The following is a 25410-nucleotide window of genomic DNA, read 5'->3' on the forward strand; positions in this document are numbered from 1 at the left end:
CCCGCGATGACCTCCACGTTCCTCGCAGACAAGCGGAGCGGTCCGGGCACCGAACTCCCGCCCCCGGAATCAGTCAGGGCCCGGGGGCGGGGCCGTCGGCGGATGCTGCACTGGCTCACCGCGGTCGGCTTCCAGCTCCCCGCGCTGGTGCTGTTCATCGGCATGGTCCTGCTGCCGATGCTGTTCGCGCTCTACGCCGCGTTCTTCCGCTGGGGCGGCTTCGGCATGCCGTCGGACTACGTCGGCACCGACAACTTCACGGACCTCTTCGACAACCCGGTCTTCCTGGGCGACCTGTGGCGCTGCCTCCTCCTGGTGCTGCTCTCCCTCGCCTTCCAACTGCCGTTCGCGCTCGCCATGGCCGTCCTGCTCAACCAGCGGCTGCGCGGACGGGCCGTCTACCGGATGCTGTTCTTCGCGCCTTACGTGCTCTCCGAGGCGATCACCGGTGTGCTGTTCAGCATGGTCTTCGCGCCGGACGACGGGCTCGCCGACCACGTGCTGGGCGCGGTGGGGCTCGACGGCGTGGGCGGGCTGTGGTTCGCCGATCCGTCCTACGTCATGGCGACGCTCTTCCTCGTCATGACCTGGAAGTACTTCGGCTTCCACATGATGCTCTACCTGGCCGGACTCCAGTCGATCCCACGGGAGTTGACCGAAGCCGCGCTCATCGACGGCGCCACTGCCTGGCAGCGGTTCCGCAACGTCACCCTGCCGCTGCTCGCGCCCACCCTGCGCATCAGCGTCTTCCTGTCCGTCATCGGGGCGATCCAGCTCTTCGACCTGGTCTGGGTGATCACCCAGGGCGGGCCCGACCACCACTCCGAGACGATGGCCGTGACCATGTTCCAGTACGGCTTCAAGCGCTACCAGGTCGGCTACGCCAGCGCGATCAGCGTGGTCATGTTCGGCATCTGCCTCGTCTTCGCCCTCGCCTACCAGCGGTTCGTGCTCCGCCGCGACCTCGAAGGGGCTACCACGACGATGAGGGGGGACGGCAAGTGACCAGCCGTACAAGCGGTGTTCGCACCCTGCCGATGCACGTGATCCTCGTCGTCGTCGGCGCGGTGATGGTCGTACCCCTCGTGTACGCCGTCCTGTCCGGCTTCAAGTCGACCGACGAACTCTCCAGCAATCCGTTCGGGCTGCCGAGGAAGTGGCTCACCAGCAACTACACCGACATCCTCGGCGGGAGCGACTTCTGGCGGCTGCTCGGCAGCAGCACGCTGATCGCGGTCGGTACGACGGTGCTGGTGGTCGCCCTGTCCGCGCTGGCCGCGTTCTCGTTCGCGCGGTTCGCCTTCCGGGGGCGGGAGGCGCTGTTCACGCTCTTCACGATGGGGCTGATGTTCCCCTTCGCGGTGGCGGTGCTCCCGCTGTTCCTGCTGTTGCGCTCGCTCGGCCTGCTGGACAACCCGCTCGGGGTGATCCTGCCGCAGGCCGCCTTCGGGCTGCCCATGACGATCATCATCCTGCGGGCCTTCTTCCGGGAGATCCCGGGGGAGCTGGAGGAGGCGGCCACGCTCGACGGGTGCAGTTCCTTCGGGTTCTTCTGGCGCGTCCTGCTGCCGATGGCGCGGCCGGCGCTCGGCACGGTGTCGGTGCTCGCCGTCGTCACCAGCTGGAACAACTTCATGCTGCCGCTGCTGGTGTTCACCGACAACACGTGGTGGACGCTGCCCGTCGGTGTGCAGCAGTTCCAGGGGCAGTACTCCGCAGAGTACGCGCGGGTCTTCGCCTATCTCGTGCTGGCGATGGTGCCCGCCCTCGCCTTCTACTCGGTCGCCGAGCGCCAGCTCGTCGGCGGCCTGACCGCCGGAGCAACGAAAGGCTGACACCGGCGTCCGCACAAAAAAGTACGGCTCACCCACCCCCGCACGTGAGGAGTCGCACCATGCGCAAGAACCGTCTCAGACTCGCCGGAGTGCTGGCCGCGGCCCTGGTCGTCACCGGGCTCGGCGCGCCCGCCGCGCAGGCCCAGGCCCATGGCAAGCCGGCCACGCTCGCCGACCTCGCCCAGCGGCACGGCCGGTACTTCGGCAGCGCCACCGACAATCCCGAGCTCGTGGACGAGCCGTACAAGAAGATCCTCGGCAGTGAGTTCAACCAGATCACGCCGGGCAACGGCATGAAGTGGTACGCCACCGAGCCCTCGCAGGGCGTGTTCGACTTCTCCGCGGGCGACGAGATCGTGAACCTGGCGCGGGCCCATCACCAGAAGGTGCGCGGGCACACCCTCGTCTGGCACAGCCAGTTGCCCGACTGGGTCACCTCGCGCGCGTGGACGGCGGGTGAGCTGAGGGCCGTACTGAAGAAGCACATCCAGACCGAGGTACGGCACTACCGGGGCAAGGTGTTCGCCTGGGACGTCGTCAACGAGGCCTTCAACGAGGACGGTACGTACCGGGAGACCGTCTTCTACAAGACGCTCGGTCCGGGTTACATCGCGGACGCGCTGCGGTGGGCCCGGCAGGCCGACCCGAAGGTCAAGCTGTACCTCAACGACTACAACATCGAGGCGGTCGGGGCGAAGAGCGACGCCTACTACAACCTGGCCAAGGAGCTGAAGGCACAGGGCGTTCCGCTCGACGGGATCGGGCTCCAGGCGCACCTGGCGCTCCAGTACGGCTATCCAACCACCCTGGAGGACAACCTCCGCCGCTTCTCCAAACTCGGCCTCGACACCGCGCTCACCGAGGTCGACATCCGGATGATCCTGCCGGCCACGGAGGAGAAGCTGGCCCAACAGGCCGAGTGGTACGCCGACGTGACCGACGCGTGTCTCGCCGTGCGGCGGTGCGTCGGCATCACGGTGTGGGACTGGACCGACAAGTACAGCTGGATACCGGCCTTCTTCGAGGGCGAGGGCGCGGCACTGCCGTGGGACGAGCAGTTCCAGCCGAAGCCGGCGTACTTCGCGATCAGGGGGGCGCTGAAGTAGGAGGCGGACGCGTACGGGTCCGGGGCGGGTCCGGTCGGGGCACCTTCGGGGGGCGCTGACCGGACCTGTGCTGTGGCTCTTCTCGGGGTGGTGGGCGTGCTGGGTTCGAGTGCTGGGGCGTCCGTCAGGGGGCCGCAGGAGGGGCCGTGCTGGATCGGAGCATCAGTTCTGTGCCCAGTTCTACGCGGGGGCTGTCCGGGGGTTCGTTGCGGGTCAGTTTGAGGATGGTGCGGACGGCCAACTTGCCCATCTCCGAGAGAGGTTGGCGGATGGTGGTGAGCGGGGGTGCGGACCAGCGGACTTCCGGGAGGTCGTCGAAGCCGACCAGGCTCATGTCCTCCGGCACCCTGAGGCCGCGTCGTCGCAGGGCCTCGATCGCGCCCAGGGCCATCTGGTCGCTGGCCGCGAAGATCGCCGTCGGCGGCTCGGGGAGGTCGAGGAGCTTCTGACAGCCGGCGAAGCCGGACTCCGGGTGGAAGTCGCCCGGCACCACCAGTGACTCGTCGAGGGGGAGCCCGGCGCCCTCCAGTGCGGCCCGGTAGCCGTCGAAGCGGGCCCGGGAGCACAGCAGTCGGGGCGGGCCCGCGATCAGGCCGATCCTGCGGTGGCCCAGCGACAGCAGGTGCTCCGTGGCCGCCAGGCCCCCCGACCAGTTCGCGGCGCCGATGGTCGGGGCCTCCAGTGCGGGTGAGCCCGTCGGGTCGACGACCACCAAAGGGACGCCGAGGGCGCGCAGTTCGTCGTGGAGGACGGTGTCCAGCGCCGAGGTGACCAGAATGACCCCGTCGGAGGCGCGGGCGCGGAGGTTGCGCATCCAGTCACGGGCCGCGCCGGAACGGCCGTGGATCGCGGAGACCACGGTGCCGACGCCCTCCGCCTGGGCGACCTCCTCGACACCCCGGATGATCTCCACGGCCCAGGGGCTGTCGAGGTCGTGGAAGACCAGGTCGAGCAGGGCGGCACGGGTGCCGGGGGCCGCCGGGCGCCTGCGGTAGCCGTACTGCTGGAGGAGTTCCTCGACCCGGGCGCGGGTCCGTGGGGAGACGTCAGAGCGGCCGTTGACCACCCGGGACACCGTCGGCACCGAGACTCCGGCCTGCCGGGCGATCTCCGTGATGGTGACTCTGCCCCGGGGCTCGGCACCGGCCTCGCCTGTTCTCATCTGCCCACCTCCGCGTCGTAGCCCGAAAGGGTTCGAGTTCCGAAAGCGTCCGCGTGCTGAAAGCACCCGCGTGCCGAAAGCTTCCGAGCTCCGAAACTTCCAGGAGTCTTCCGGAAAAGTGGGTCCATATACAAGGCGTCACGGTAAGTGATCGCCCTCCGATATGCGTCGGGGCCGGTGCGCAGGCGGTCGCTGCGAGCCGGCCCCTCAAGGTCTCCGGGCGGTACGGCGGCCAGGCCGTGGCCGCCGGGCAGTGCTCAGGCCGCCGTGGCCCCCGCGAGCGGGCGGTGCGGGGCGATGACCCGGCCGTCGGGCAGGAGCTCACCGGTGTCCTCGAAGAGCAGGACGCCGTTGCACAGCAGGCTCCAGCCCTGTTCCGGGTGGTGCGCCACGAGGCGGGCGGACTCCCGGTCGGCGGAGTCGGCGGTGGGACACGGCGGCTGGTGCTGGCACATGGGTGGGATCTTTCGCTGTGTTGTGGTCATGACGTCCCCCGTCGTGATTACTCAGTCGGAACCCAGTGTTGCCCTACGGGCGTCAATCCGCAGGTATTTCGCATCACCACTTCTTCACAGATTGGAGACGCGTCACCCGGCCGGGCGGTTCATCTGAACTGCACTGTCACTTCGGGTGGTTCGAGGGGGCCGGATAGGGCTAGTCCCCTTGGATTCAGCATCGTATTCGGCTCTTTCGAGCAATTCCGTGCTCGTACGAGCATCGTGATTTCCGTCGGCCGCTCGTCGACCGCGTCGGTGGCGTCCGAAACGCCGACGTACCCCGCCATCCGGAATTCGGGGCGGGGTACGAGGGGTCTCGGGTGGTTCTTCAGGCCGGTGAGCTCAGCAGGGGTGCCGGAGTCAGCCGATGGGTCAGCAGCGGCAGGAGTTCGGCGGCCCGGTGCGGACGGTGGGCGGCGATGCCCGGCGGGGCCGGGGCGAGCGGGACGAGCAGGTCGGTGGCGGCGGGGGTGCCGGTGGCGGCGTCCGCCGCGCAGTCGCCGTGCAACCACAGCGCGAGCATGTACAGGGCCGGGATCGACAGCAGTCGCGGCTGGTACGGCTGCTGCATCACCTCCGCCTGACGCAGGGCGTGCTCGGTGGACGCCAGGTAGGGGCCCTCGAAGAAGTGCGAGAACGTCCAGCCGTCCGCGGTCAGCCTGGTCTCCGCCGCCGCCACCGAGCGCTCGCCGCAGCGGATCAGGAACCGCCACCCGGTCAGTCGGGTGGCGGTGCCGTCCAGTACGTGCACGGGTAGGGGCAGCTCGGGTGTGACGGGTCCCTGGGCGCGCAGCAGGGAAGGGGTCCGGGCCTCTCGGACGGCGGTGGGCGAGGCGAGGGCGGTGAGGACGGAACGGAGTGCGGGCGCGGGAGCCGGGGGTACATGCAGCGGCATGGTGGGTCGCCTCTCATTCGACAGGCACGATGGCGCGAGGGCGGGGGCGGACGGCGCTGTCAGCTCACGGGGTCAGAGAGGCGGGGGCCGGGGTCCGGTGACGCGGGGGCGGATGAGGATTGCCGTACGTCACCTGACGGCAGGATCCAGGACCGCGGGTGCCAACCCTCTGCCTTGTTCGCGGAGTTTATACGACAAATGTTCACACGGTGTTTCGTCTAGCCGTTTCCTTCGCGCGGGGCAAGGGCCCAATCGGTCGGCGATACGCGGGAATCATCCCGATACCGCGCCCGCTTCACGGCGGTGACCTCGGGGAATGTTCCCGAACTGGTCGGCCAATTCTCGTCGGCGTTTCTCACGAGTTCTTCAGGGAACTCGAAACTGCTGAACGCTTCATGCCGAGTGAATGTGCCACCGGACACATCCAACAGGGTAGCGGCATCGGGGCCGGTGCGGGGACGTTACCGATCGTTCCGGCTGGGCATCCTCTCACCTGACCGATGACGTATCGAGGAGGGACTCCCGATGGGGGAGAAGGTCGTGGCAGGCCGGTTCGACCTGTCCGATCGCCAGAACTACCGCGACAAGCTCCGCAGGTGTCTGACGGGGCTGGAGCGGCTCCTGGCGGAGCAGCGGTTCGATCGCCCCAGGAATCTCATGGGCCTGGAGATCGAATTGAATCTGGTCGGTTCCGACGGCATGCCGAGAATGCTGAACGGGGAGGTCCTCGAACGCATCGCGAGCCGAGATTTCCAAACAGAACTCGCCATGTTCAATCTGGAAGTCAACATAGCCCCACACGAGTTGGGCGGGCGCGTATTCGACCGGCTCGCGGAGGAAATCCGCACCTCGCTGGCGTACGCCGACCGCAAAGCCGGCGAGCTCGATGCGGGAATCGTGATGATCGGCATTCTGCCGACCCTCGACCGGGACGACCTGGTCTCCTCGAACCTTTCCGACGTCGACCGCTACACCCTGCTCAACGACCAGATCGTGGCCGCGCGCGGTGAGGACTTCCTCCTCGACATCGACGGCGTGGAACGCCTCACCTGCACCTCGAAGTCCATCGTCCCGGAGGCCGCCTGCACCTCGGTGCAGCTGCACCTCCAGGTCACCCCGGGCCGGTTCGCCGACGTGTGGAACGCCGCGCAGGCGGTGGCCGGGGTGCAGATAGCCGTGGGCGCCAACTCGCCCTTCCTGTTCGGGCGCGAGCTGTGGCGCGAGTCCCGGCCGCCGCTCTTCCAGCAGTCCACGGACACACGTCCGCCGGAGCTCCAGGTCCAGGGGGTACGGCCGCGGACCTGGTTCGGGGAGCGATGGATCTCCTCGGCGTACGACCTGTTCGAGGAGAACCTGCGCTACTTCCCGGCGCTGCTGCCGATCTGCGACGAGGAGGAACCGCTGGAGGTCCTCGACGAGGGCGGGGTGCCCTCGCTCGCCGAACTCGTCCTGCACAACGGCACGGTGTACCGCTGGAACCGACCGGTCTACGACATTGCCGACGGAGTCCCGCACCTGCGCGTGGAGAACCGGGTGCTGCCGGCCGGGCCCACCGTCACCGACGTCATCGCCAACGCGGTCTTCTACTACGGCCTCGTCCGCGCCCTCGCCGAGGAATCGCGGCCGGTGTGGACCCGGCTGCCGTTCGAGGCGGCCGAGGCCAACTTCGACGCGGCCTGCCGGTACGGGATCGACGCGCGGATGATCTGGCCCCGGCGCGGGCGGCACGGCGGCACGGTCGCGGTCGACGCGGTGAGCCTCGTACGCGACGAACTGCTGCCGCTGGCCGAGCAGGGGCTGGCCGGATGGGGCATCGAGCCCGCCGACCGGGACCTGTATCTCGGGGTGATCGAGGAGCGGTGCCGGCGCCGGACCAACGGGGCGTCCTGGCAGGCGGCGACCTTCCACCGGGCGCTGGAGGCGGGAGTGTCACGGGACGCGGCGCTCGCCGCCACCACCCGGCGGTACAGGGAGCTGATGCACCAGGGCGAGCCGGTGCACACCTGGCCGGTGGGGTTGCCGGAGCCGGTGCCCTTGGGGTGACGGGGCCAGATGCAGCCGGGGCGGTGTTCCCGCGCGGATGCACCGCGCGAGAACACCGCCCTGGCTGACCTACCGCTGGTCAGCGGTGGCTGTGCTGCCGCATCCTCCGGGCCGTGAGGAAGACCAGCGCGCCGCCCGCCACCAGCAGCGCGGCGATGCCCGTGCGCAGCAGGACGCCGTCCGTGCCAGTGGCGGCGAGTCCGCCGCCGGTCGTCGTGCCGCCGCTCCCGGTGCCCGCCCCGGAGCCCGTGGGGCTCGCCGTGGCCGACGGGGACGGGGTGCCGGACGGCGACGCGGAGGTGCTGGGCGACGGGCTCGGCGAGCCGTCGGCCTGCACCGCGATCACCGCGGTGTCGTTCGCCGTGTCGTCGTCACGGTTGGGGTAGTCGGGATTCTCCACGGCCTTGACGCTGCCCTGCGCGCCGGGGACGACCCGGTCGATCCGCACCGTGAACTCCTGGGTCACCGAGTCGCCCGGCCCGAACTCCGTACTGGCGATGGCGCAGGTGTAGCTCTTCGCGCCGGCCTTGCGCGGGGTGCAGTTCCACTGCGGCCCGGGGTCGCCCTGCTCGTCGGGGCCGGGGGCACCGGTGATGGTGGTGCCGGCGGGCGGGGTCACCACGAAGGTGCCGGAGTCGTCGGCGTCCATCCAGCGGAAGTTCATCAGGCCCGGCCCGGCGTTGCGCACACCCACGGTGATGCTCACCGTGTCGCCGACCTTGCCCTCGACGGTGTCACCGATCGCCTGGTAATCGGCGTGCTGGGAGGTGGCGAAGGTGCCGTACCCGGAGCCGGTGAAGCCGGAGCCGGGGGCGACGGACTTCAGGCCGAGCGGGGCACCGGTGCCGGCCTTGGGAAAGTCGGCCGGGTCGAAGGAGTCGGGCGCGGTGCCGCCGACCGGCCACACGACGTAGGTGTTGTAGCCGTACATCGTCTCCGTGGCGGCGGTGTAGCGCAGCGGAGCGTTCGTCTCGTAGGCCGAGCCGGGCGCGACCGAGGTGTCGAAACGGCACCAGGCCCCGGCGTCGGGCCGGTCCGCGTAGTGGCAGTTGGAGTGGTCGCGGGCGAGCTTGACGCCCTCGGAGTCCTGCACCAGCAGCATGACGCCCTTGTCGGCGGGGGCGGTCCCGGTGTTGGCGAAGGCCGGGGTGCGCTCGAAGACGGCGTCGGGCGCGATGTCCTTCAGCGCCGGGTAGGGCCGGGCGACGAGCTTCGGACCGCCGACCAGGACGTCCGTCCTCCCGGTCACGGTGGGGGCGTCGGAGGCGGTGGCGGTGTAGGTGATCGCGCCGGTGTCGCCCGCCCTGGCGGCCGCCGTGGGCTTCAGGAAGAACGGGTCGATCGACTCCTTGCCCGACAGCGCGCCCACCGAGCACGTCACCTTGAGGGAACCGGTGCTCTCGCAGTCCCCCGTGACCACCATCGTCGCCTTACCGGCGAGGGAGGAGGCGTCGACCGCGACCGACACGTCATGGGCGTCCCCGCCCGAGGCGGTGACGGCGAGGTTCAGGTTGGGTCCCTCACCCGCGGTCGGCAGGTAGTAGTTCTCCTGGGTGTCCAGGACGAGCGTCGTTCCGGCGGCGTGCGCGGCCGGGGTCACGACCGCGAGGGCGGCCGTCGCGAAAGCGGCAGCGGCCGCTGTCCGCCAAGATCTGGATATCGTCAGCACGCTACATGGACACGCCAGTTGACTCGAAGGTTGCATCCGAGGGGCCGTCAGTTGACGGACGGGGTGCGTTCCTTCTCTCCCGCAGGCGTCACGCCGTTGCCGGCGGGCCACCAGCGGCGGGACGCCAGTGCGGCCAGTCCGGCACCGGCGGTGTTGAGCAGGACGTCGTCCACGGACGACACCCGGTCCAGGTGCAGGACGTACTGCGCCGTCTCGACCAGGATCGAGCAACCGGCCCCGAGCGCGAGAACCCGCCGCAGCGATGCCAGGGCCGTGAACCGCAGCGGGCCGAGGGAACCCAGCGCCGCGAACACCAGGAGGTTGCCGACGATCTGGCCCGCGTCCATCGTGAGCAGGTCCCGCAGCGGCACCAGGTTCACGACCGCCCGGCCCTCGTCGCCCGGGAGCAGGATCAGCCAGACCGGCGGCACGGTCCCGTAGACGATGCCGACCTCGGCGACCGACCTGCGCCACGCGCCGGCCGCCCCGGCGCCGGGGAGCCTGCGCCGACGGGCCAGAGCCCACGCCGTCAGCGCCGCCACCGGCAGCGCGGCCACCGTGAGGAGCACCACCCCGGTGAACGTACCGACCCAGCCGTGCCATCCTTCGAGCCGCACCTGTTCCCCCAGCTTCCGTCCGGTTGTCCTCAGGAGTCTCACCGGCGGGACGTATCGGGGGCGTATCGGACGGGTCGGTGGCGTATCGGACGGGTGGGCGGTGGACAGGGCGACGGCGTAGGGGACGGGTCGGTGGCGTATCGGACGGGTGGGCGGTGGACCGTATCGGTCCGGTGGCGTATCGGTCGGCGGTCGAGGGCGACGATCAGCTCGTGCCGCTGCTCTGGGCTCCCGCCGCCACGATCGCCTTCAGGATGACCGTGTGGATCTGGGACGGGTCGTTGACCTGTTGGCCCGAGCCGCGGGTGGCGCCGGCCAGCTGCTGGGCCTCGGCCCGGTCGGAGTCGGGGCCGACCGCGATGACGATGAGGGGGACGGGGCGCTGAGGGACGGAGAGCCTTTCGAGTTCGGAGATCAACTTCGCGCGCGAGATGCTGCCCGGGTCCTGGTTGACGCCGTCGGTCAGGACCACCAGCGCGTTGAACTTGCCCCGGGCGTAGGAGGAGGTCGCCGACCGGTACGCGGCGAGCGTGGTGTCGTACAGCCCCGTCGCCCCGCCCGGCACCGGCTTCAGCCCGCCGAACGCCGCCGACAGGCGCTCGCGTTGGGTGCCGGCGCCGCTCCCGCCCCCGCTGCCGCCCAGCCGCTGTGTCGGCACCAGGACCTTGTAGTCCTTGTCGCCGTCGAGCTTGGTGGAGAACTCCCACAGGCCGATCTCGTCCTCCTGGGTGAAGGTCGAAAGGGCCTGGAGGAGGGACTCCTTGGTGACGTCCATCCGGGAACGGCCGGTGCCCGGAACCGTCTCCGACATGGACGCGGACGCGTCCACCACCGTCGTGATCCGCGCGCTCTGCACAGTGATCGTCCAGGTGCCGAGCGCCTGCTGGAGGGCCGCCGCCGAGGCGGGCTCGACCGCTGCCGCCGTATAGGGCTGCGGCACCTTCCCGCCGGCCTTCGCGACCAGGGAGGACGAAACCTGGTCGTCGGACGTCCTGAACCCCTGTTCCGTCAGCAGCTGTTGCTGCTCGGGCCTGCGCAGATACGTCATGAACCGGATCGCCGCGCGGCTCTCGTCCGTGCTCAGCCGGGTCTCGTCGACGAGCGCGTACGGGTAGTCCAGCCGGGGTGAACCGTCCTTCGGGTAGAAGAAGTCGAGGCCGTCCCCCGAGTCCGTCGAGGAGTTGTGCGCGAACGCCGCCTGTTCGGACAGGACCAGCGCCTGGTTGCGCCTCGGGTTGCCCTGCTCGGTGCCGGAGGCGCCCCGGGGAAGCGTCTCCACCACCTGGCCGTCGCTGTCCGAGATGCGCTGCGAGAGCGCCTTCATCATCCCCGCTGCCTGGGTCTCCCCGCCCTTGACCTGCCCGGCCGCGTCACTGAGCCGGGTGAGGGCGAGCAGCCCGGTCGCACTGCGCGCGGGATCGGCGGCGCCCAGCCTGAGGGAGTCGTCCTTCAGCGTGGCACCGGCCAGCTCGAGCCAGCCGTACGTCTTCTTCGGCCAGCCCAGCGACCGCGCGGCGGCCGGCACCATCGCCACCCCGACCGGGCTGGAGGCCACGTTGCCGACCCGTGCCACCTCCGTCGCGCCGCCGTCCGCGTCGATCTGCTCCACCCACACGTCCGAGTCCGGCACCCACACCTGGGCGCCCGGGTCCTTTCCGGCCGCGAGGGTGTCCCGGACCTTGTACGACTCGCGCGCGGTCACCGCGATGTCGACGCAGCGGCCGTCCGAGGTGAGGTTCTCGTCGTGGGCCCGCTCTGCGGCGGCTCGCAGGGCCGGGGCCACGTCGGGGGAGGCGGCGACCTCCAGCCGTACCGCATCGTCCCGGCAGGAGGAGCCGAAGGAGAGCAGACCGCCCTGGACGGCGGCGGCCGTACCGCCGGCGACGGCCAGGGCGAGCGCCGTCGTGATGCCCACGGTCCGGCGGCGTGAGCGTGGACGGGGGTCGCTGCCGCCCGCCTCATACTGATCGGGCAAGCTGTGACGTCCCATGACGGTGGTGCCCTCCCCTGTCGCTCTCTCCGTACCGGCACGGCCGTGTATGGCAGGACAGGGGCGGTGAACCCCGTACGGCGTCCGTCCCCCCGACGGCCTGGCGCACGATCTTCGTCACTTCTTTCGAAGGACCCTAGCGGGGCGGTGGTGGGGATGAGGCTGGATTACTCAACTGGAGGCAGGTGTGCAGGCGGAGGAAGGGGCAGTGGCCGATTCTTTTCCGCAGCGGGCGCTCTCGCGGAAGTTCTTCCGTGACGAGACGCTGCTCGTTCTGGGGCTTTCGCTCGGTGCGAGCGGTGTGTCCGCGCTGATCAGTTTTGTCGGATCGGTCACCAAACCGGGGGGACTCAAGGACCAGGCGGCGACCCTCAACGCCTCGGCCGCGCCCGGCCGTCCCTGGCTGGATCTCGCCTGGCAGCTCTTCGGGATCGCGTCGGCCCTCGTGCCCGTCCTCCTGGTCGCGCACCTTCTGCTGCGGGAGGGCGAGAGCCTCAGGACCCTGGGCTTCGACCGCACCCGGCCGCGGTTCGACCTCGTGCGCGGGGCCGGGATCGCGGCCGTGATCGGCAGTACCGGGATCGCCTTCTACCTGGCCGCGCGCGGGCTCGGCTTCAACCTCACGGTGGTGCCCGAGGCGCTTCCCGACGTCTGGTGGAAGTACCCGGTGCTGATCCTCTCGGCGATGCAGAACGCGATCCTCGAAGAGGTGATCGTGGTCGGCTACCTGCTGCGCCGGCTCGGGCAGCTGGGCTGGACCCCGGGGACGGCGCTGGTGGCCAGTTCCGTGCTGCGGGGCAGCTACCACCTGTACCAGGGCGTCGGCGGGTTCATCGGCAACATGGTGATGGGCGTGGTGTTCGTCTACCTGTACCGGCGCTGGGGGCGGGTGGGGCCCCTGGTGGTGGCGCATTCCCTGCTCGACATCGGGGCTTTCGTGGGGTACGCGCTGCTCGCGGGGAAGGTGGGCTGGCTGCCTACGGCCTGACTCGGGCGAGCAGCCCTTCAACTGGGCAGCTCGCTCCCCACGTTCACTCAAGCAGCGCGTCGACTGGGCGGCTGGCTCCCGCCCTTCATGCGAGCAGCTCGCCCTCGATGACCGTGACCGCGCGACCCGTCAGCAGGGTGCGCTCGCCGCGCAGACGGGTGCGCACCCGGCCGGAGCGGGGTGAGGCCTGGAGTCCCGTGAGTGTCGTACGGCCGAGGCGCTGCGACCAGTAGGGGGCCAGGGCGGTGTGGGCGCTGCCGGTGACCGGGTCCTCGTCGATGCCGACGTTCGGGAAGAAGCAACGGGAGACGAAGTCGTAGCCCAGCTCCGGGTTCTCGGCGCGCGCGGTGGCGATGATGCCGCGCGCCGAGTACGCGGCCAGTGCCTTGATGTCGGGGTGCAGGGCGCGGACCGTCTTCTCGTCGCCGAGTTCGAGCAGCAGGTCGCCGATGTTCGGGCCGGTGTCGAACGCCGTGAGCGGTTCGGCGCCCAGCGCTTCGGCGACCCCCGCGGGGGTCGCCACCGGGGTGAGCGGAGCCGTCGGGAAGTCCAGGGTGATCGAGCCGTCCTCGGCCGGCGTGGCGACGAGGACCCCGCTGCGGGTGGCGAACCGCACCGGGCCCGTGTGGGCTCCGGTGGTGTGCAGGACGTGGGCCGTGGCGAGGGTCGCGTGGCCGCACATGGCCACCTCGGTGGCGGGCGTGAACCAACGCAGCGCCCAGTCGGCCTCGCCACCCCCGGGGAGCCGGTGGGCGAAGGCCGTCTCCGCGTGGTTGACCTCCAGGGCGATGTTCTGGAGCCGGTCGTCGTCCGGGAAGGCGTCGTCCAGGAGCACGACGCCGGCCGGGTTGCCGGCGAAAGGGCGGTCGGTGAAGGCGTCGACGATTCGGATACGCATGGGCCGACAGTAGGGGGCGGATTGGCCTGGAGGAAAAGGCCAATCCGGTGCGGCTGGACCGACTTTCCCGACGTGAGAAGTGATCTGGGCCACATCCTGTCACGGTGGTCCGCCGCCCGGTGTCTTGTGGCCGAACCCCTTGAGGGACGGCCTCGAGGGGGACGCAACCGAAACCAAGGAGACACCATGAACACCGAGGTCCTCGTGATCGGTGGCGGCTACGCGGGCGTCATGGCGGCCAACCGGCTGACCCGGCGCGACGACGTGTCGGTGACCCTGATCAACCCGCGCCCGGACTTCGTCGAGCGGATCCGGCTGCACCAGCTGGTGGGCGGCACGCACCCCGCCGTCGTCGAGTACCGGAAGGTCCTCGCCGAGGGCGTCCGGCTGGTCGTCGACACGGTGTCGCGGATCGACGCCGACAGGCGCGAAGTGGCGCTCGCGAGCGGCGGCTCGCTCGGCTACGACTACCTGGTCTACGCGGTGGGCAGCGGCAGCGCCGACCCGAGCGTGCCGGGAGCGGCCGAGTTCGCCCACCCGATCGCCACCCTGGAGGACGCCGAGCGGCTGCGGCCCCTCGTCGAGGCCGTCTCCGCCGCGGCCCCGGTGACGATCGTCGGTGCCGGGCCGACCGGCATCGAGACCGCCGCCGAACTGGCGGAGCAGGGCCACGCCGTGACGCTGGTCTGCGGCGGCGTGCTCGGCCCGTACCTGCACCGCAAGGGCCGGCGCTCGGTCGCGGGCCGACTCGCCGGGCTCGGCGTGACGGTGGTGGAGGGCGTGCGTGTGACGGCCGTGACCGGCGATGCCGTACGGCTCTCCGACGGCCGTACGCTCCCCAGCGCGCTGACCGTCTGGACCGTCGGATTCGGCGTGCCAGACCTGGCCGTGCGCAGTGGCCTGACCACTGACGCACTGGGCCGACTGCTCACCGACGAGACCCTGACCAGCGTGGACGACGAGCGCATCGTGGCGGCCGGTGACTCCGCGGCGCCCTCGGACCTGCCCCTGCGCATGAGCTGCCAGGCCGCGATCCCGCTGGGCGCCCGCGCCGCCGACACCGTCCTCAGCCGGATCGAGCAGGAGGTGCCTGAGTCCCTCAACGAGGCGTTCGCCGGTCAGTGCATCAGCCTCGGCCGGGGTGCCGGGATCTTCCAGTTCGCCCGCCGCTCCGACGTCGCGGTGGGGTTCCACATCGGCGGTCGTCCCGGCGCACGCGTGAAGGAGTTCGTGTGCCAGGGCATCATCAAGCACCTCGCGGGCGAGGCCGGCAAGCCCGGTTCGTACCGGCTGCACAAGGTCTCGGGCGGCCCCGCGCGACAGGCGCAGCTCGACGCCCGGCGCGCGGAGACCACGACCACCGTCGAACAGATGGCCTGATCCGCTCGGGATCGGGGGAGGGACCGGAACATGACTGATCACGCCACCGACACGTTCGTCGCCCACCGCAACCTGCTCTTCACCGTCGCCTACGAGATGCTCGGATCGGCGGCCGACGCGGAGGACGTCCTCCAGGAGACCTGGATGCGCTGGGTCAAGGTGGACCTGGAGCGGGTGCAGGACCCGCGCGCCTACCTGGTCCGCATCACCACCCGGCAGGCCCTCAACCGGCTGCGGAGCATGACGCGCCGCAAGGAGGCCTACGTCGGCCAGTGGCTGCCCGAGCCGCTGATCACGGCGCCGGACGTGGCCGAGGACGTCGAGCTGTCCGAGAGTCTGTCGATGGCGTTGATGTGCGTCCTGGAGACCTTGTCACCGACGGAGCGCGCGGTGTTCGTGCTGCGTGAGGTCTTCGACGTGGACTACGACGAGATCGCGGCCGCCGTGGAGAAGAGCCCCGACGCGGTGCGCCAGATCGCGCACCGCGCCCGTCGGCACGTCGACGCGCGCCGCCCCCGGAGAACGGCCTCCGCGAGTGAGACCCGGGCCGCGGTGGAGTCGTTCCGGCTCGCGCTGGAGACCGGGGACCTGCAAGGACTGCTCGATGTGCTCGCGCCCGATGTCGTCCTGGTCAGCGACGGCGGCGGTATCAAGCAGGCGGCGATGCGGCCGGTCGTCACCGCCGACAAGGTCGCCCGCTTCATCTTCGGCGGCATCGCCAAGTTCGCCGTCTCCTTCACCTCCGAGCCGACCGTGGTCAACGGCAGCCCGGCGCTCGTGCTCCACGTCAACGGCGAGATGGACGGCGTCCTCGCGGTGCAGGTCGAGGACGGGCGGATCAGCGGCATGTACTACGTCCGGAACCCGGAGAAGCTGACGCGGGTGGGGGCGCAGACGCGGTTGACGTTGGAGCCGGGGGAGCCGGGGGTCGGCTGATCGTGAGCCCCGGGCTCCGGGCCCCGCTGTCCTTGCGGCCGGTACCGGGGGCTTCGCAGTCCGGCCGCCCGGGGCCGGGGCTTCGCCCTCCGAGGGGCCCGTGCCGACGGCGGAGCGGCACGACTGTTGCGCGATGGGCGGACAGACCCCCATCATCAGGAATCCTGTTACTTTAATTTTGTAGCGATGGGTGTCCTGCCATGCCGTTCAGCCCCCGAATCCAGGCCAGAGGGATCCAGCTCCTGCTGGGCCGGGTCATGGCCCAGGTCCACAAGGACCTCCGCTTCACCGACATCCCGGCGTACACCGAGAGCCTCCGGGTGGAGACCGGCGCGGGTCCGGTGAAGTGCACCGTCTACCGCCCCACGGGCACCGCCGCCGACACGCCCGCCCCCGTGTACGTCAACTTCCACGGGGGCGGGTTCGTGGTGGCCCGCCCCGAGCAGGACGACCACCTCTGCCGCTGCATCGCGGCGACCGCCGGCTGTGTCGTGGTCAACGTGGACTACGCCGTCGCGCCGCAGCGGCCGTACCCGGCCGCCGTGACCCAGGCCTACGACGTCACCGCGTGGGTCGCCGGAAACGGTGCCGCGGGTGGCTGGGACGGCTCGCGCCTCGCCGTCGGCGGACACAGCGCCGGGGGCAATCTGGCCGCCGCGGTGTGCCGCCTCGCCAGGGAGCGCGGCACCTTCACGCCCCGCCTCCAGATCATCGACTCGGCCCCGCTGGACCAGCGGGCGGAACCGGCGACCAAACGGTCACTCGTCGCCAAGCCGCTGCTGTCCCCGCGGCTCATGCGGATCTTCACGGCGGCCTACGTCCCGGACCCCGCCGACCGCGCCCACCCCCTGGTCTCGCCCGCGCTCGCCGGCGACCTGGCCGGCCTTCCGCCCGCGTTGGTCATCACGGCGGAGAACGACCGTCTGCGAGACGAGGGCGACGCCTATGCCAAGGCCCTGGAGGCCGCGGGCGTCCCGGTCACCCACCGCGTCTTCGAGGGCGTGGACCACTACTTCACCCACGCGGGTCCGGCGCCGAGCGGGAGGGCGGCGATCGACCTGATGGCGAGCAGTCTGCGGGCGGCACTGGGCAGTTGAGGCGGTCGGGTCGGCGGGCTTCCCGAACTGGACGAACGCTGCCGACCCGGAGCCCCTGCACGCGCTCCCGTCCGCCAACGCACGGGAGCTCCGTCGCCGGGCCTTGCCATGCGAACAGTTCCGATATATCGTTGAAGCATCGCGACAGATCAACGATGGAATGGAGTGATTGCGATGCGTTCCCACGGATTCGAGCGTGGACATGGTGGAGCCGGTCGTCAGGGCCGAGGTGGCTTCGAGGGGCGGCGTGGTGCCTTCGGGCCGTTCGGTCCCGGAGGGCCGGGTGGTCCCGGCGGACCCTTCGGCGGGCCGGGGTTCGGCCCCGGGCCGTGGGGCCCGAGGGGGAGGGGCGGACCCAGGGGAAGGGCGCGGCGCGGTGACGTGCGGGCCTCGATCCTGGCCCTGCTGAAGGACCGGCCCATGCACGGTTACGAGATGATCCAGGAGATCGCCGAGCGCAGCGGCGGGGCGTGGAAGCCCAGCCCCGGCTCGGTGTACCCCACCCTCCAGCTGCTGGAGGACGAGGGGCTGATCGCCAGCGAGAGCGAGGGCGGCAAGAAGCTGTTCTCGCTCACCGAGGCCGGCCGTACCGCTGCCGACGAGGGCCCCGACGCGCCCTGGGAGGAAGCCTCCCGCGGCATCGACTTCGAGGCGCTCGGTGAGATCCGCCAGGCCGGCTTCGGTCTGATGGAGGCCTTCGGTCAGGTCTGGAAGACCGGCAACAAGGAGCAGCGCGACAAGGCGGTGGCCGTCATCAACGAGGCCCGCAAGAAGCTGTACCTCATCCTCGCCGACGAGGACTGACGGTCGCAGGACGGTCCAAGGGCGCCCCGTGGGAGATCCGCGGGGCGCCCTTGGCATGCGTGCCGCTCACTCCATGCTCACTTCGCGCTCACTCCACCAGTCCGGCCAGCTTCCGCAGGGACTCGTTCAGTGCCGCGGTCCCCGAGTCCTTGAGCTTGCCCGCCATCAGCGACACGGCGGCGCCCGTGAACTCCCCGTCGATGCGGACATGGGTGGCGTCGCCGTCGGGGGTCAGCGTGTAGCGCGTGGCCACGCTCACCGCCATCGGACCCTTGCCCCGGATGGCCAGCAGCCGGGCCGGCTCCACTTGGTCGACGGTCCACTCGACCTCGGCGGGGAAGCCCATCAGCTTCATGTTCTCCTGGAAGGTCGCGCCCACTTCGAGCACCGCGGGGCCGCCCTTGGGGAAGCTGGTGTGGGTCGCGTTCCACTCCCCGTACGAGGACCAGTCCGTGAGCTGGGCCCAGACCTTGTCCGCGGGTGCCTGGACGAGTGCCTCCGCGCTGATTTCCGCCATGCGGCCACCTCTTCGTGTCGGGCTGTGGTGTCGCGGAAAGTAGCCGCAGGCGTCGCAACATTCAATACTGATGAACCGTCAGAAAATGTCGGACCCGGCTCGAAAGCGCCGGCTCAGCAGACCGGCCGTATCGTCGCGGCGTCGAACAGGTCCCACGCGCGCGGGTACGCGCTCTCGTCGTGGCAGTGCCAGGCCTGCCAGAACAGGTCGGCGGGCCGTGCGTCCTCCGGGGCGTACACCCGGTACACGTACTCCCTGCCGTCCACGGCCGGCAGGGCCACCAGCCAGCTCCCGCTCTCCACGCCTGTGGGGGACGAGTGGCCCCGCATCGCGGTTGCGCCGGGGGCGCGGGGCGAGGCGGCACGCGCCCCCGGGGCTCCCGTGCCTGATCTCCTCCCTGAGGAGGAGATTTCGCCGCCTCGGGTCCGCTCTGCGTGGGATGCGGAAATGCTTCGCCTCGGCGATGACGCGCCGGGGTGGGGCTGATGAGGTGGGGGATGTGCACCCCCGTATCCCCCGGCAGTCGGCCCGCGGCCAGGACCGCCCGCCGCAGGTCGCCCCCGACGGCGACGCAACGCTCAGCGCGGAACTGGCAGCGGTCGTCTCCGGCGCCCGCAGGCGCGCGCTCCGGGACGGGGACCGGCAGATCGACACGGCCCATCTGCTGCACTCCCTGCTGGACGCCGACCCGGAGGCCTGTGCCGTCTTCGAGGACGAGCCCCATCTGCCCCGCCTGCTCGGCTACCTCGTGCAGCGCAGCATCGGCTACGGACTGCGCTGGCAGGGCGCGGTCGAGGACTCCGGCGCCGTTCCCGTCGTGACCGCGCCTGGCACCCTCGGCGCCGATCCCGCTGCGGCCGAGGGCTTCTCGCCGCTCGCCGCCGAGGCCATGGAGTACGCCCGGGTCCGCGCCGGGCACCGCGACGGCGGCCCGGCCCGGGGCGTCGACCTGCTGGCCGCGATCCTGATGGACCCCGGGTCCCGGGCCGTGGAGGTGCTGACCCGCGCCGGGATCGACGCCGGGGAGGTGCGCGCACGGCTCGACGGCCTGCTGCCGGGAGGCCCGTGGGGCCGGCCGCTGCGCAGCGATCGCTAGGAGCGTGCCACGGTCCAACCGGCACGGTCCATCCGGCACGGTCCAGTCGATGAGACAGGAGTCAACGGGGGTGACGCTCATGTCGTCCCCTGTCATCATGGGTCGGTGCATACCTCTGAGAGCAGCAGGGCCGGTGACGGCAAGGGCGTAGGACTCGGTCTCGCGCTGGTGTCCGCGCTCGCCTTCGGTGGTTCCGGGGTCGCGGCCAAGCCTTTGATCGAGGCGGGCCTCGACCCGCTCCACGTGGTGTGGCTGCGGGTGGCGGGCGCCGCCCTCGTCATGCTGCCGCTGGCCGTACGCCATCGCGCGCTGGTGCGCAGCCGTCCCGCCCTGCTCGCCGGGTTCGGCCTGCTCGGTGTCGCCGGCGTCCAGGCCTTCTACTTCGCCTCGATCTCCCGGATCCCCGTCGGGGTCGCCCTGCTCGTCGAGTACCTCGCGCCCGCCATGGTGCTCGGCTGGGTGCGGTTCGTGCAGCGACGGCCGGTCACCCGGGCCGCCGCGCTCGGCGTGATCCTCGCGGTCGGCGGACTCGCCTGTGTCGTCGAGGTCTGGTCGGGACTGAGCTTCGACGCCCTCGGGCTGCTCCTCGCGCTCGGCGCGGCCTGCTGCCAGGTCGGCTACTTCGTCCTGTCCGACCAGGGCAGCGACAACGGCCGGCAGGCCCCCGACCCGCTGGGCGTGATCGCGTACGGCCTCCTCGTCGGCACCGCCGTCCTGACCCTCGTCGCCCGCCCGTGGACCATGGACTTCTCCGTCCTCACCCACCGCGCCGACATGAACGGCACCCCGGTCGCCGCCGGACTGCTGCTCGGCTGGATCGTGCTGTTGGCCACCGTCCTCGCCTACGTCACCGGTGTGGTCTCGGTGCGCAGGCTCTCCCCGGCGATAGCCGGGGTGGTGGCCTGTCTCGAGGCGGTCGTCGCGACCGTGCTCGCCTGGGTGCTGCTCGGCGAGCACCTCTCGGCACCGCAGATCGTGGGCGGCGCGGTCGTGCTCCTCGGCGCCTTCATCGCGCAGTCCTCGACCCCGGCCAAGGGCACCCTGGAGCCGGTCGCCGGCGGCGGCGCCGAAACCCGGTTGTCCGCCCGGGAGAACGCCGCCTAGGCTCCCGGATTATGCATACGCGCACCCTGATCGTCTCTCCGCCGGCCGCCTGAGGCGGGCCTTCCGGAGTCCACGCCCGGCGACTCGCCGGGCGTGACGGTGCTGCCCGCAGACGAAGTCCGCGGACCCCGCCGATGTGCGGGTGTCCTTTCCGAACTTCCGCGCTGTCGCGCGTCTGCGGAGAGAACACGTGTCGCATGCTTCCTCAGGCCTGCCCATCGGGCGAGGCCTCGTCTACCTGATCATCGCCGGTACCACCTGGGGCACCGCGGGAGCGGTCGCCTCCCTCGTCTACCGCACCAGTGACCTGGGCCCGGCGGCCCTGTCCTTCTGGCGCTGCGCGACCGGCCTGGCGGTCCTGCTCGCCGTGCGCCTCGGCCGGCCCCGCACACGGACGACCGTCCCGGAGCCCCTCGTCCGGCGGGCACTGCGCGTCGGCGGCTCGGGCGTCGCACTCGCGGTGTTCCAGACCGCCTACTTCGCCGCCGTACGCTCCACCGGACTGGCCGTCGCCACCGTCGTCACGCTGGGCGCGGGACCCGTCCTCAGCGCGCTCGGCGCACGGCTCGTCCTGGGGGAGCGGCTCGGCCGGAGCGGGGCCGTCGCCGTCGTGGGCGCGCTCGCCGGACTCGGCGTGCTGACGCTCGGCGGCGCCGGGGCGGCCGTGCGCCCACTGGGTGTGTTTCTCGGGCTGCTCTCGGCGGCGGGGTGCTGTGTGATGACCCTGATCACGCGCGCAGCCGACGCGGAGTCCACCGGTACGTCCATCGGGGTGTTCGCGGTCACCAGCCTGTGCCTGCTGCCTTTCGCCGCGGCCGAGGGGCTGGTTCCGCACACTGGCCAACCCGCCCTGCTCGTGGGTCTGCTGGCGTACTTGGCGACGGTCCCTACCGCCCTCGCCTACGGTCTCTACTTCGCGGCCGCCGCGGTCGTCCGGCCCACGACCGTCTCCGTGGTCATGCTGCTGGAACCGGTGAGCGCGGCGGTGCTGGCTGTGCTGCTGTTCGGTGAGCGCCTCACGGTGACGACGCTGGCGGGGACCCTGCTGATGCTGGGCGCGGTCTCGGCGCTCGCGGTGGCGGAGGCGCGTGTGCCTGCGTGACGGGGCGTGGGGCCCTTCTGGCCGCAGGGATCGATGGATCTCCCTGTGCGAAGGGCCCCTTCGCTCAAGCGCCGTGCCGCCGCAGCAGATGCTCCCGTGCCGCCGCGTCCCCCGGGCCGCCCCGGTCCGCCAGCGCCTCCGCGATCCGTTCCCGCACCTGCTCGGTCCGCTTGCCGGCGTACTTGAACTTCGCCCGCACCTCGGTCACTTCGAGCCGCAGTCCCCGGATGCCCGACAGCATCCGGCCGTACGGCACCTCGCCCACCGCGACCTCGGCGGAACCGCCCTCCGGCTGGAAGTGGCCGACCTGGAGGTTCAGCAGTGCGGCCTTGTCGGCCGGGTCGTCCACCACATGGGCCCGGCAACGGAGTTGGACGGCCGCGTAGAAACTCGTCGGGGTGCCGTGGGCGGCGGGGCCGTCCGGGTCGGCCTGCCAGGGTCCGGGGATGTAGGCGTAGTCGTCGACCACGCTCAGCACGACCTCCGGGTTCGCCTCCAGCGCGCTCCACAGCGGGTTGGGACGCGCCAGGTGGGTCAGGGCCTCGCCGCGCCCGGGGTCGTAGAAGAAGTGCAGGGGCTGGACGAACGGCGGTTCGCCCGCGGGCCCGTTGACAGCCAGCTGGCCGAAGTCGTGGACGGCGAGCCACTGCTGCCACTCCGCGTCGGAGCCGGGCGCGTCCCAGGGGTGGATCAGCATCACAGGGCCCTCAGGTAGCCGGGGACCTCGGTGCCGGGGGCCAGGTCATCGTCGGCGACGGGGGAGCCGTAGCCCTTGCGCAGCGGGAGGACGCCGGCCCAGTGGGGGAGGGCGAGGTCCTCGGGCTCGTCGTTGACCCCGCCGGTGCGGAGCTTGGCGGAGACCTCGTCGAGGTCGAGGCGGATCACAGCGGTCGCGGCCAGCTCCTTCTTGTTGGCGGGGCGGGAGTCCCGGGCGCGGCCCGGGACCACGTGGTCGACCAGGGCGTCGAGGGCGAGGCGCTTCTCCTCGGGGTCCGTGACGTCGTGGGCGAGGCCGTGCACCACCACCGACCGGTAGTTGATGGAGTGGTGGAAGGCCGAGCGGGCCAGGATCAGCGCGTCGACAAGCGTGACGGTCAGGCACACCGGCAGCCCGGGGTCGGCCTGGCCGGTCATCCGCAGCGGGCGTGAGCCGGTGGAGCCGTGGACGTAGAGCCGCTCGCCGACCCGGCCGTAGAGCGTGGGCAGCACCACCGGGGCGCCGTCCCGGACGAAGCCGAGGTGGCAGACGTAGCCCTCGTCGAGTATCGAGTGCACCAGGTCCCTGTCGTACGAGGCCCGGTCGGCGGAGCGCGTTGGGACGGTGCGGTCGGTCGGCGCGTAGGCGGTCGGCTCCGGCGTGGTCGCGGTGGTCCCCTGCATTGCGGTCTCCATTGCACTAGTGCATAATAGGCTTTGTGCTAGGAGGATATCGGATCGAAGGCCGCCGTGCCGCGGAGATTGCGGCGAGCGTCGAGCGCGCGGTGGGGGCGGGAGAGCTGGAGCCCGGTCAACCGCTGCCGCCGATGCGGGAGTTGGCCGTGCAACTGGGCGTGAATCCCAACACGGTCGCGGCCGCCTACCGGAGCCTGCGGGAGCGCGGGGTTATCGAGACCGCCGGGCGCCGGGGCAGCCGGGTGCGGTCGAAACCGGCGACCACGGGACGCGAGAACATCCGCGTGGAAGTCCCCGAGGGCGTGCGGGACGTGGCGGACGGCAACCCGGACCCCACGCTGCTGCCGCCGCTCGGCCCCGCCTTCGCGGCCGCCGCCGCACAGGGCGACCGGGAGCCGGTCCTCTACGGCGACGCGACCGTGGACCCGGAGCTGGCGCGGCTCGCCCGCGGGGCGCTGGACGCGGACGGCGTCCCGGCCGGCCCGCTCGCCGTCGCCTCCGGTTCCCTCGACGTCATCGAGCGGGTCCTGGCCGCCCACCTCAAGCCGGGCGACACTGTCGCCGTCGAGGACCCCGGCTGGGGCAGCCTCCTCGACCTGGTCCCCGCCCTGGGACTGCGCGTCGCCCCGGTGGGCGTCGACGACGAGGGCCCCCTCGCCGAGGACGTGCGCCGCGCCCTGGAGTCGGGCGCCCGGGCCCTGATCGTGACGGACCGGGCCCAGAACCCGACCGGCGCCTCGGTCACCGCCCCACGCGCGCGTGCCCTGCGCTCGGTCCTCACGGACCACCCGGACACCCTCCTGGTCGAGGACGACCATGGCCACGGCATCGTCGACCTCCCCTTGCACCCCCTCGCCGGTGTCACCCGCCACTGGGCCTTCGTCCGCTCGGTGGCCAAGGCCTACGGCCCCGACCTGCGTCTCGCCGTGCTCACCGGCGACGAGATCACCGTCGACCGCGTCCACGGCCGGCACCGCCTGGGCCCCGGCTGGGTCAGCCGGATCACCCAGCGGGCCGTGGTGAACCTGTGGGCTGACGGCGTGCTGGACACGGCGAAGCCGGCCGCGGCCTACCGCGAGCGCAGGGACCGGTTGATCGACGCGCTCGCGGCCCGGGGTGTCGAGGCCCACGGCCGCAGCGGACTGAACGTCTGGATCCCGGTCCAGGACGAGACCGGAGCGGTGGCCCGGCTCCTGCACGCCGGCTGGGCGGTGGCCCCGGGAGCCCGGTTCCGGATGGCCGCGCCCCAAGGCATCCGGGTGACCGTCGCGAGCCTGAAGGCCGATGAGGTCGCCCCCTTGGCGGACGCCGTCGCCAAGGCCGTGGGCCCGGCGGCCGGCCATGCCCGCCCGCACCCCCGCGTGGAAAGGTGACGCGCATGCTGAACCTGGAGCGCCTGCGCACCCTCGACGCCCTCGCCCGGCACGGCTCGGTCAGCGGCGCCGCCGAGGGGCTGCACATCACGACGTCGGCGGTCTCGCAGCAACTGTCCAAGCTGGAGCGGGAGGTCGGCCAGCAACTCCTCGCCAGGAACGGCCGGGGCGTGCGGCTCACCGACGCCGGCCGCCTGCTGGCCGAGCACGCGGCCCGCATCCTGTCCCACGTCGAACTCGCCCAGTCCGACCTTGAGGCCCAACGCGGCCAGGTGGTCGGGGAGTTGCGGCTCGCCGCCTTCCCGACCGCGGCCCGCGGCCTCTTCCCGGCCGCGCTCGCCGCCCTGCGCTCGACCCACCCCGGGCTCCGGATCACCTCGTGCGAGACGGACCCGGAACTCGCCCTGCGCACGGTGCTCCGCGGCGGCTACGACCTCGCGGTCGTCCTGGACTGGTACAACAAGCCGCTGCCCGTGCCGGACGGACTGATGAAGGCGTCGATCGTCGACGACACCGCCGACGTGGCGATGCCCGCCACCCACCGCCATGCCCATCGCGCCGAGGTCGACCTGGAGGACTTCGCCGACGACGACTGGGTGACCTGGGGCGAGAACGAGTTCTGCCACGAGTGGCTGATGCACACCCTGCGGGCCAAGGGCATCGAGCCGCGCGTCGCGCACCGCGCGGAGGAACACGCGACCCAACTCGCCCTGGTCGGCGCCGGACTCGGCGTGTGCGTGGCGCCCCGGCTCGGCCGCGGCCCGGTCCCCGACGGGGTGCGGACCGTGCCGGTGCGGCAACCGGTCAGCCGGCACGTCTACGCGGTGTGGCGCGCGGACGCCGACCGCCGCCCGTCGATCCGGGCGGCGGTCGAGGCGCTGAAGTCGGCTGCGCGGCAGGCCGGTTGAG

At 71.5% G+C, this 25410-nt stretch carries 25 protein-coding genes; 14 read left to right on the forward strand and 11 right to left on the reverse strand.

Annotated elements, in window-relative coordinates; genetic code table 11:
- Window positions 1–6: 6 nt before the first annotated feature.
- From IF54_RS0108645 to IF54_RS0108655, 3 genes are read left to right on the forward strand one after another with little or no spacing between them, the layout of a single operon-like run.
- Entirely contained in the window at window positions 7–1005 is a 999-nt protein-coding gene (locus IF54_RS0108645) for a carbohydrate ABC transporter permease (protein ID WP_030316203.1), read from the forward strand.
- Between the two features lie 32 nt (window positions 1006–1037).
- Entirely contained in the window at window positions 1038–1835 is a 798-nt protein-coding gene (locus IF54_RS0108650; RefSeq protein WP_051735367.1) for a carbohydrate ABC transporter permease, read from the forward strand.
- A 59-nt stretch (window positions 1836–1894) separates the two neighbouring features.
- Entirely contained in the window at window positions 1895–2941 is a 1047-nt protein-coding gene (locus IF54_RS0108655) for an endo-1,4-beta-xylanase (protein ID WP_030316207.1), read from the forward strand.
- Between the two features lie 124 nt (window positions 2942–3065).
- Here IF54_RS0108655 and IF54_RS0108660 read toward each other — a convergent pair whose 3' ends face one another.
- The 3 genes from IF54_RS0108660 to IF54_RS0108670 all read right to left on the reverse strand — a co-directional run bounded on the left by IF54_RS0108660 (window position 3066) and on the right by IF54_RS0108670 (window position 5495).
- Window positions 3066–4103 carry a LacI family DNA-binding transcriptional regulator gene (locus IF54_RS0108660; RefSeq protein WP_030316209.1) on the reverse strand — a complete coding sequence of 346 codons (1038 nt, stop codon included), beginning with the start codon at window positions 4101–4103 and terminating at the stop codon, window positions 3066–3068.
- 257 nt (window positions 4104–4360) lie between these two features.
- Window positions 4361–4558 carry a DUF5999 family protein gene (locus IF54_RS0108665; RefSeq protein WP_020140274.1) on the reverse strand — a complete coding sequence of 66 codons (198 nt, stop codon included), beginning with the start codon at window positions 4556–4558 and terminating at the stop codon, window positions 4361–4363.
- 370 nt (window positions 4559–4928) lie between these two features.
- Window positions 4929–5495 (reverse strand): hypothetical protein, encoded by a 567-nt coding sequence (locus tag IF54_RS0108670; protein ID WP_030316211.1) that lies wholly within the window; start codon window positions 5493–5495, stop codon window positions 4929–4931.
- A 525-nt stretch (window positions 5496–6020) separates the two neighbouring features.
- Between IF54_RS0108670 and IF54_RS0108675 the strand changes: the two genes are divergently transcribed.
- Window positions 6021–7538, forward strand: coding sequence for a glutamate-cysteine ligase family protein (locus IF54_RS0108675; RefSeq protein ID WP_030316213.1), 1518 nt, complete (start codon window positions 6021–6023; stop codon window positions 7536–7538).
- Window positions 7539–7617: 79 nt separating this feature from the next.
- Here the strand turns inward: IF54_RS0108675 and IF54_RS0108680 are convergent, their stop codons facing one another.
- The 3 genes from IF54_RS0108680 to IF54_RS0108690 all read right to left on the reverse strand — a co-directional run bounded on the left by IF54_RS0108680 (window position 7618) and on the right by IF54_RS0108690 (window position 11814).
- Entirely contained in the window at window positions 7618–9207 is a 1590-nt protein-coding gene (locus tag IF54_RS0108680) for a hypothetical protein (RefSeq protein WP_234438942.1), read from the reverse strand.
- A gap of 47 nt (window positions 9208–9254) precedes the next feature.
- A complete protein-coding gene (locus tag IF54_RS0108685; RefSeq protein ID WP_030316217.1) occupies window positions 9255–9824 on the reverse strand; it encodes a VanZ family protein in 570 nt (189 codons plus the stop codon).
- A 205-nt stretch (window positions 9825–10029) separates the two neighbouring features.
- Entirely contained in the window at window positions 10030–11814 is a 1785-nt protein-coding gene (locus tag IF54_RS0108690; protein WP_030316219.1) for a substrate-binding and VWA domain-containing protein, read from the reverse strand.
- Between the two features lie 187 nt (window positions 11815–12001).
- On the opposite strand from IF54_RS0108690, the gene IF54_RS0108695 reads away from it, so the two are divergent.
- The gene (locus IF54_RS0108695) at window positions 12002–12802 is read left to right on the forward strand and encodes a CPBP family intramembrane glutamic endopeptidase (protein WP_030316220.1); all 801 of its coding nucleotides are present in this window, start codon (window positions 12002–12004) and stop codon (window positions 12800–12802) included.
- 85 nt (window positions 12803–12887) lie between these two features.
- Here the strand turns inward: IF54_RS0108695 and IF54_RS0108700 are convergent, their stop codons facing one another.
- Window positions 12888–13700, reverse strand: a complete 813-nt coding sequence (locus IF54_RS0108700; protein WP_030316222.1) for a PhzF family phenazine biosynthesis protein — start codon at window positions 13698–13700, stop codon at window positions 12888–12890.
- A gap of 186 nt (window positions 13701–13886) precedes the next feature.
- On the opposite strand from IF54_RS0108700, the gene IF54_RS0108705 reads away from it, so the two are divergent.
- From IF54_RS0108705 to IF54_RS39505, 4 genes are all read left to right on the forward strand, one after another.
- Window positions 13887–15080, forward strand: coding sequence for an NAD(P)/FAD-dependent oxidoreductase (locus IF54_RS0108705; RefSeq protein WP_030316224.1), 1194 nt, complete (start codon window positions 13887–13889; stop codon window positions 15078–15080).
- 30 nt (window positions 15081–15110) lie between these two features.
- Entirely contained in the window at window positions 15111–16016 is a 906-nt protein-coding gene (locus IF54_RS0108710; RefSeq protein WP_030316230.1) for an RNA polymerase sigma-70 factor, read from the forward strand.
- Between the two features lie 200 nt (window positions 16017–16216).
- Window positions 16217–17113 (forward strand): alpha/beta hydrolase, encoded by an 897-nt coding sequence (locus IF54_RS0108715; protein ID WP_030316232.1) that lies wholly within the window; start codon window positions 16217–16219, stop codon window positions 17111–17113.
- 174 nt (window positions 17114–17287) lie between these two features.
- Window positions 17288–17917: a PadR family transcriptional regulator gene (locus IF54_RS39505; RefSeq protein ID WP_028810074.1), complete on the forward strand. Its 630-nt coding sequence runs from the start codon at window positions 17288–17290 to the stop codon at window positions 17915–17917.
- 88 nt (window positions 17918–18005) lie between these two features.
- Here the strand turns inward: IF54_RS39505 and IF54_RS0108725 are convergent, their stop codons facing one another.
- Window positions 18006–18434, reverse strand: a complete 429-nt coding sequence (locus tag IF54_RS0108725; protein ID WP_030316234.1) for an SRPBCC family protein — start codon at window positions 18432–18434, stop codon at window positions 18006–18008.
- Between the two features lie 113 nt (window positions 18435–18547).
- The gene (locus IF54_RS42680) at window positions 18548–18736 is read right to left on the reverse strand and encodes a hypothetical protein (RefSeq protein WP_159002104.1); all 189 of its coding nucleotides are present in this window, start codon (window positions 18734–18736) and stop codon (window positions 18548–18550) included.
- Window positions 18737–18933: 197 nt separating this feature from the next.
- On the opposite strand from IF54_RS42680, the gene IF54_RS0108735 reads away from it, so the two are divergent.
- The 3 genes from IF54_RS0108735 (at window position 18934) to IF54_RS0108745 (ending at window position 21736) form a co-directional block, all read left to right on the forward strand.
- Window positions 18934–19530 carry a Clp protease N-terminal domain-containing protein gene (locus IF54_RS0108735; RefSeq protein ID WP_030316235.1) on the forward strand — a complete coding sequence of 199 codons (597 nt, stop codon included), beginning with the start codon at window positions 18934–18936 and terminating at the stop codon, window positions 19528–19530.
- Window positions 19531–19635: 105 nt separating this feature from the next.
- The gene (locus IF54_RS0108740) at window positions 19636–20634 is read left to right on the forward strand and encodes an EamA family transporter (RefSeq protein ID WP_030316236.1); all 999 of its coding nucleotides are present in this window, start codon (window positions 19636–19638) and stop codon (window positions 20632–20634) included.
- A gap of 190 nt (window positions 20635–20824) precedes the next feature.
- A complete protein-coding gene (locus tag IF54_RS0108745; protein WP_030316237.1) occupies window positions 20825–21736 on the forward strand; it encodes a DMT family transporter in 912 nt (303 codons plus the stop codon).
- A gap of 64 nt (window positions 21737–21800) precedes the next feature.
- Here IF54_RS0108745 and IF54_RS0108750 read toward each other — a convergent pair whose 3' ends face one another.
- Window positions 21801–22433: an FMN-binding negative transcriptional regulator gene (locus IF54_RS0108750; RefSeq protein WP_030316239.1), complete on the reverse strand. Its 633-nt coding sequence runs from the start codon at window positions 22431–22433 to the stop codon at window positions 21801–21803.
- Entirely contained in the window at window positions 22433–23116 is a 684-nt protein-coding gene (locus IF54_RS0108755) for a pyridoxamine 5'-phosphate oxidase family protein (protein WP_030316241.1), read from the reverse strand. The genes IF54_RS0108750 and IF54_RS0108755 overlap by 1 nt, the downstream gene beginning before the upstream one ends.
- 35 nt (window positions 23117–23151) lie before the next feature.
- Between IF54_RS0108755 and IF54_RS0108760 the strand changes: the two genes are divergently transcribed.
- Together IF54_RS0108760 and IF54_RS0108765 are read left to right on the forward strand one after the other, a co-directional pair.
- Complete coding sequence (locus tag IF54_RS0108760) at window positions 23152–24501, forward strand: aminotransferase class I/II-fold pyridoxal phosphate-dependent enzyme (RefSeq protein WP_030316243.1); 1350 nt, start codon at window positions 23152–23154, stop codon at window positions 24499–24501.
- 5 nt (window positions 24502–24506) lie between these two features.
- Complete coding sequence (locus IF54_RS0108765; protein ID WP_030316244.1) at window positions 24507–25409, forward strand: LysR family transcriptional regulator; 903 nt, start codon at window positions 24507–24509, stop codon at window positions 25407–25409.
- Window position 25410: the final 1 nt, after the last annotated feature.

Source organism: Streptomyces sp. NRRL B-3229 (genome assembly GCF_000719505.1).
In the GTDB taxonomy this organism is placed as follows: Bacteria; Actinomycetota; Actinomycetes; order Streptomycetales; family Streptomycetaceae; genus Streptomyces; species Streptomyces griseorubiginosus.

What these genes read in the sequence shown, in the direction of transcription:
- IF54_RS0108725 (WP_030316234.1), bottom strand. Translation starts at nt 18,434, where the DNA reads ATGGCGGAAATCAGCGCGGAGGCACTCGTCCAGGCACCCGCGGACAAG.
- IF54_RS0108750 (WP_030316239.1), bottom strand. Translation starts at nt 22,433, where the DNA reads ATGCTGATCCACCCCTGGGACGCGCCCGGCTCCGACGCGGAGTGGCAG.
- IF54_RS0108665 (WP_020140274.1), bottom strand. Translation starts at nt 4,558, where the DNA reads ATGTGCCAGCACCAGCCGCCGTGTCCCACCGCCGACTCCGCCGACCGG.
- IF54_RS0108700 (WP_030316222.1), bottom strand. Translation starts at nt 13,700, where the DNA reads ATGCGTATCCGAATCGTCGACGCCTTCACCGACCGCCCTTTCGCCGGC.
- IF54_RS0108655 (WP_030316207.1), top strand. Translation starts at nt 1,895, where the DNA reads ATGCGCAAGAACCGTCTCAGACTCGCCGGAGTGCTGGCCGCGGCCCTG.
- IF54_RS0108715 (WP_030316232.1), top strand. Translation starts at nt 16,217, where the DNA reads ATGCCGTTCAGCCCCCGAATCCAGGCCAGAGGGATCCAGCTCCTGCTG.
- IF54_RS0108710 (WP_030316230.1), top strand. Translation starts at nt 15,111, where the DNA reads ATGACTGATCACGCCACCGACACGTTCGTCGCCCACCGCAACCTGCTC.
- IF54_RS0108650 (WP_051735367.1), top strand. Translation starts at nt 1,038, where the DNA reads ATGCACGTGATCCTCGTCGTCGTCGGCGCGGTGATGGTCGTACCCCTC.
- IF54_RS0108670 (WP_030316211.1), bottom strand. Translation starts at nt 5,495, where the DNA reads ATGCCGCTGCATGTACCCCCGGCTCCCGCGCCCGCACTCCGTTCCGTC.
- IF54_RS0108645 (WP_030316203.1), top strand. Translation starts at nt 7, where the DNA reads ATGACCTCCACGTTCCTCGCAGACAAGCGGAGCGGTCCGGGCACCGAA.
- IF54_RS0108690 (WP_030316219.1), bottom strand. Translation starts at nt 11,814, where the DNA reads ATGGGACGTCACAGCTTGCCCGATCAGTATGAGGCGGGCGGCAGCGAC.
- IF54_RS0108755 (WP_030316241.1), bottom strand. Translation starts at nt 23,116, where the DNA reads ATGCAGGGGACCACCGCGACCACGCCGGAGCCGACCGCCTACGCGCCG.
- IF54_RS0108660 (WP_030316209.1), bottom strand. Translation starts at nt 4,103, where the DNA reads ATGAGAACAGGCGAGGCCGGTGCCGAGCCCCGGGGCAGAGTCACCATC.
- IF54_RS0108705 (WP_030316224.1), top strand. Translation starts at nt 13,887, where the DNA reads ATGAACACCGAGGTCCTCGTGATCGGTGGCGGCTACGCGGGCGTCATG.
- IF54_RS0108765 (WP_030316244.1), top strand. Translation starts at nt 24,507, where the DNA reads ATGCTGAACCTGGAGCGCCTGCGCACCCTCGACGCCCTCGCCCGGCAC.
- IF54_RS0108675 (WP_030316213.1), top strand. Translation starts at nt 6,021, where the DNA reads ATGGGGGAGAAGGTCGTGGCAGGCCGGTTCGACCTGTCCGATCGCCAG.
- IF54_RS39505 (WP_028810074.1), top strand. Translation starts at nt 17,288, where the DNA reads ATGCGTTCCCACGGATTCGAGCGTGGACATGGTGGAGCCGGTCGTCAG.